Consider the following 5,494-nt stretch of genomic DNA (forward strand, 5'->3'; position numbering starts at 1 on the left):
CAATCCTAGTCTTGCTGGTTCAATATTTGCTGAATAAAAAGTATCATCTACTACAAAATTTTTTAGCGATCGCCCTGAGGAGAAAACTTTTTGGTTTACTGAACAAGAGTTATTAGCTTCTGTGCAAGCATTAGCACAAGAATTTTTACCAGAATTAGAGAGGTTACGCCAAGCCAATGGAGTACGAAAACTATTGCATTTATCTTTGGTTCCTCAAGAACCCTTACCAACAATAGAAGGAGCTACACTCAACGAACAATTGACGCAGTTATTGGAAGTTGAACCAGGCGAACGTATCTCCCAACTAGAGAAACTTAAAGATAAACATCCCAAAGCTATTAATGTACTACTCGCTTTAGCTGATTCTTACGTAACAATTGAGAATACCGAATATGCTTTACAAATATATCAATCAATTACTGAAAAAACAGAAGAGTTGCAACAACGTCATGCAGAACTGCTGCTAAATAGTCAACGTTTCCAAGAAGTAATTGAATTATTGCCAAGTGTAATTTCTGAATTATCACCAGCGTTGGCAGGATTGCGTGGTGCTGCACTTTATAACTTAGGGCAGAAAACACAAGCTAGTGAATTTTTAGAAAAAGCTTGGCAAAGAGGTGAACGTAGAGTTCAAATTCTGCTACCTTTAGCAAAATTATGGGCTACTGTTGGCGATCCAATAAAAGCAGGGGAGGTATATCAAATACTTCTAGAAACAGCTAATGAACAATTAACGTTGTCAGACCGCGCTTTCATAGCAAGAGTTGCTAATCTTGATGGTTTTGGTGATATTTCTGATGAAGACAAAGTTAGTTATTATGAGTTATGTGTAAATTTGGCTGGAGTACGCCTGCGGGATTTACCAGAGGCAGAAGAAATATTAAAAGACAGATTATATTTGTGGAACCAGGTACAAAACACGACAGGAATCATCAACGCTTATGCTGACTGGCTAGACTGGCTTGCTAATGTAGAAAAATGGGAATATTTAAACAAAGAACTAGATATTTTAAGAAATTTTGCAATTCAACAGAAAATCAGTTCGCTACAGTATTTTGAATTACTTGAAGGATTGGAAGCATACATCAATGTGCAACCTACTTTACGTCAAAGTTTAGTAAATGACTACTTTGGTTTAGCGATCGCTGAAATAGATAACGCATTACGTCAAGAAGAAATCGAAGCACCTTTTTTTCCAGATTTAAAACTTGCTTTATTCTGTCTTAACTCGGATTTAGCAAATGAGCTTGTTGAGTATCGCCAACAACGTCGTGCTGAGGCTACTCAGATGGAGGTACAAGTAGCTTCGGATGAAAACATAGTATCAAAAACTCAAAACTTGGCATCTATAAGTCTTGCCTTAGTCGGTGGCCACCAAGCAACTCGACGAGAAGTCTTCCGTGAATTGTGCGAAAACTACGGGTTACAAAATTGTGTTGAGGTTGCGCCCTCAAGTCAGGCATATATAAGTCGCAGTAACGTACAGGCACAAATAAGCAACTGTAATTTGATTGCAGTAATCACTGGATATATGGGTCATGATTTAAGTCACATCGTATCTGACTTAAAAAAAGATGGCACTTTAACAGGTGATGTATTTTTTCTAGCTTGTCGTGGCAAAAGTGGTGTAGTTCGCGCAATTCTTAATAAGGTGCAGTAAGAAAATGGCTATTTACAAGATTAAGTTATATTACTTGGAATTTTCTAAAAGAAAATTAGCAAGCTGCTTAAAACTTCACTTCATCGCGCTCGAAAAAATACCAGAAAAGTGTCTATTTTACACGCACTTCGTCATGCTCCAAAGTTTTAGTGTTAAAAGCACTCCTTGGTGGGAGTGCCTATGCCGTATCGCAGACACTCGCTTTCATTTAAAGTTGGTTCAGGCGAAGCGCAATTATTGAGCCATTAGAAACTGACTCTCGTTTGAATTGAGTCTTGCCAGATTGAATCTGGTAGTGACAGCACTTGCCGCTCTTTTTTGAATACTTTCTTTGGCACATGCCTTTAAAACAGCGCTGGCTTTAGTATTATTGTGGTTGGCAAAATACTCCCAAATTGTCAGCCAGTCGTCAATACTAAGAGTTTCAATTTCTTGGACACATGAAGACGTATGCACATAACAGAATTTTGAGAATCCAGAGAACCCTTTATTTTCTAACGCTCTTAGCTTTCGAGGGGAATTTTTTAATTGCTTTAACCAGTTTGAGTTAGATCCAATTACAGCGAGTCCAGATTGGAAACTGATGCGGTACTCCCCCGAAAAAAGTACTAGCACTTCTAGTTCTAGATTCTGATTGGTAGTAGCCAGTCCGTCTTGTAGTTGCAATTTTATGGGTTGAGCTGACACCACAGTTTTTAAGTTTTGGGTATCTATTTTGAATTTGGAAATAGGGGATTCACTCTTCAAAAACTTGCTTGCCGATTTTTCTACCCATTCTAAAAATTCCTCCCAGTTGAACGAATTGCATGAATTAGTAATTAAGTCCAGTGCTAGGAGTGATTTCCAATAAGCTGCCACTGTAGAGAGCGGATTTGCCCTCATCAGGGTACGGTTGGGAAGTTGTACGAGGATGGTGTTTAAGTTGTTGCTGTGTACAAAATCCTGAGCAGCTTTTTTGGATTGTCCAACAGCCAGTGCCATTTGGCGATCGCTAAAAACAAGCTCTCCTGTTGTCAATTTATAAGCAGTCCAACTGTATTGCTGCCATCTTAGTTTGGTTACAGTAACTTTGGGAATTTCCTTCGTATATGCAGCCTCAGCAGAAACTTCTGTCGTTAAACCTGCATTAAAACCTTGGGTAAATCCTAAATTCATGGTTGTCATGGCTGTTAAATAAGACACTTACTAAAAACTTTCAGTTCTTTAAGGAAACAGTCAATGTTTCGCTGCTAAAGCTGATAATTCGTTACTTTTATCGCTTTGTAATCTTAGTATCGTAGAGCTTTCAAGCAACTGTTATCAACCTTTAGTTTCAGATGATTTATATCAAAAGTAATATCTCCTTATTTGCTATTTTTAATACTTGTAAACACACAGTTAGTAATTTTAAAGCTTCTAAGTAATTACATGAATATAATATTAATTATTAGTATAATTACTTAATTACCTGTTTTGTAAATAAGTAGAAATGAAAATTGACAAGCAAAAAAAATTCACCCATTCTCTATTTGATGGGTGAATTGGTAAAGTTATGTTCCGCCAAGTTAACAACCCACTATTTTTGTGGGACATCACAAATGATAGATAAGAATAAACAGTCCTCTTACAAAGCTTTGATGCCTGCGGCAACTTTGCATAATCGCGAACGCTCGTAACCTCCGCTCAAACTTTGCGCTTCTACACAGATAATCTGTGATGCGAGAACGAATACTTCACTCTTCAAGGCTGTCCATTCTTGTTCAGGGGAGCTTTAAAGGGTGGATAAAAGCAACAAAAGCCGGAATGGGAGCACCAATGCCAAAGTCCGCCGCACTCTTGTATGCACCCAAAGCGTAAGCTTTGGTCGTAATGTCCGTCTTTCAAGTCTTTTGGTGAAAGCGCGATCGCCTGTTTTTCCCTGATTTTACCTACTTCACTTATTGTCTACTTTGTCAATGCGTAAGTTTTAAATACTAGCCCTTTCAAGGTGTGTTAATTCTCTGTGTTCTTTGGGCTAGAATCTCTGATTCTGTTGAGACATGGGGCTTGTTTTTGAAAAGGGGACTGGGGACTAGGTACGCTCTTACTGGGGATAGGTTCGATTTGGATCGATGCAGCACCGAATCAAATCTTACTCATAATTTCACATCGCTGTCCCCAGTCGCCAGTCCCCAGGGAGAGGAGCGCCCATTCACGTATAGACTTGCTGCGCGGAAGTCGGAGAATCCCAAGAACGCGACCCGTTGATAAAAAATATAATTAATATCACTATTTGAAGATTCTTAATATTAATTTATGTTATAGTTTATCAAGTTATTGGAGAACGCAAATAGAGCATTATAAATTTGCAAAAAGACAGATTAGAGCATATTTTTATCTTGATTAAAAGGTCTCATAAAAATTATATGAACTTAAGTTATTAATATTTAATAATTTATCAGTAAAATAATTAAATTTGATAAATAATTTAAGTATATATCTTCAAAAGTGTATCAAAATCGGTAAAATATTCTTACTTTAATTTACTACACTTAACAACCAATAAAATCGAATGACTCGATTTGTACATGACCAATTTGCCAAGGATTATCTGGAAGAACTGTTAAAACCCTATGGAGACGTAAAATCATCAGAAAAAATATCAGGAGAGATAAAAGAAATCGATGTGTTATTTACTCCTTCAGTACAGCAAACCTCTAATTTGCAATTGCTAGGGCTACTTGGAAGATTTGCGGAATTTCCTGCAATATTAGAACCATTTCGCAATGCAGCTTCTGGTGATGAAATTTGTGATTGTATTCAAAAGTTATTAGAAGTAAAAGCTGGATTGCGACGAGATGCTAAAGCGAATAAAATCAGACTCCAGGAGTCAGATATTCCTAAACTATGGGTTCTTAGTCCAACCGCATCCCCAACATTACTATCTAGTTTTAATGTTAACCAGAAAGAGGGGTGGTTGCCAGGAGTATACTTTTTAGGTGATGCTTTACGGACTGCAATTGTCGCTATTCATCAACTACCGCAAATACCGGAAACCTTGTGGTTGAGAATACTGGGTAGAGGAAGCACACAGTCACAAGCAATTATTGAGTTGCAAGCTTTACCATCCAATCATCCATTTCAGAAAGCGACGCTAGAATTAGTTTACAACCTCCGCCAGAACTTGAGAGTCAATCAAAATTTAGAAGAAGATGATAGGGAGTTAATTATGCGGTTAGAACCACTTTACCAGCAAGACCGGGAACAAGCCAAACAAGAAGGGATTCAACAAGGTGAACGTCTTGTAGTGGAAAACTTACTACAAGTTCGTTTTGGTTCATTAGATAAAGAATTAAGCGCAATTATTGAACCAGTATTAGCATTACCACCTGAAGAATTTACCCCATTACTCATGCGATTGTCGCGGGAGGAGTTGATTGCTAGGTTTGGTGGACAATCTTGATATTTTATTTAAATAATTTAGGATTGCTATATTACATCTCTTCTGTTGGTTGGTCAAATATGCTAAGTTGCACCGATTCGGGGGGCGAATTTTTGGTGCTATCAGGATTATTTTCTGTCTTCAGTTGGTCATTGTTAACAAGCGATTTCTCTCCTAAGAGTCGCCTTAAATTCTTTGCGTGACGTTCGCACTCTTCCCAAGACTCCTCTGGTGTACCTTTTAATTCCCAACGAAGAAATCTTTCGCCTAATCTTGATGCTACGGGTTGCGGTTGCATTGCGCGGTCATTATGACCTAAGCGATAATCAGCTAGTGTCAGTAAACCAAAAAGTTTTCTCCTCAAGGCGATCGCTAACCAGCCATTGCGTAGTTTTAGGTGCTAGGTGATACTAAATATCTTAAAAGTACTTATG

4 protein-coding genes are annotated in these 5,494 nt (G+C 37.9%); 2 read left to right on the forward strand and 2 right to left on the reverse strand.

All coding sequences use genetic code 11. The annotated features are described in order from the left end of the window. The first annotated feature begins 121 nt into the window (after nucleotides 1-121). Nucleotides 122-1,660 carry a hypothetical protein gene (locus tag AABK37_RS40155; protein WP_432556965.1) on the forward strand — a complete coding sequence of 513 codons (1,539 nt, stop codon included), beginning with the start codon at nucleotides 122-124 and terminating at the stop codon, nucleotides 1,658-1,660. A gap of 234 nt (nucleotides 1,661-1,894) precedes the next feature. On the opposite strand, the gene AABK37_RS40160 is transcribed toward AABK37_RS40155, so the two are convergent. Then, the gene (locus tag AABK37_RS40160; RefSeq protein WP_432556966.1) at nucleotides 1,895-2,842 is read right to left on the reverse strand and encodes a hypothetical protein; all 948 of its coding nucleotides are present in this window, start codon (nucleotides 2,840-2,842) and stop codon (nucleotides 1,895-1,897) included. A gap of 1,348 nt (nucleotides 2,843-4,190) precedes the next feature. Between AABK37_RS40160 and AABK37_RS40165 the strand changes: the two genes are divergently transcribed. After that, nucleotides 4,191-5,081 (forward strand): hypothetical protein, encoded by an 891-nt coding sequence (locus tag AABK37_RS40165; protein ID WP_432556967.1) that lies wholly within the window; start codon nucleotides 4,191-4,193, stop codon nucleotides 5,079-5,081. A gap of 31 nt (nucleotides 5,082-5,112) precedes the next feature. Here AABK37_RS40165 and AABK37_RS40170 read toward each other — a convergent pair whose 3' ends face one another. Beyond that, the gene (locus AABK37_RS40170; protein ID WP_432556968.1) at nucleotides 5,113-5,424 is read right to left on the reverse strand and encodes a hypothetical protein; all 312 of its coding nucleotides are present in this window, start codon (nucleotides 5,422-5,424) and stop codon (nucleotides 5,113-5,115) included. Between the last annotated feature and the right edge of the window lie 70 nt (nucleotides 5,425-5,494).

The organism is Tolypothrix sp. VBCCA 56010, from assembly GCF_050875635.1.
Classification (GTDB): domain Bacteria; phylum Cyanobacteriota; class Cyanobacteriia; order Cyanobacteriales; family Nostocaceae; genus Hassallia.

What these genes read in the sequence shown, in the direction of transcription:
- AABK37_RS40165 (WP_432556967.1), top strand. Translation starts at nt 4,191, where the DNA reads ATGACTCGATTTGTACATGACCAATTTGCCAAGGATTATCTGGAAGAA.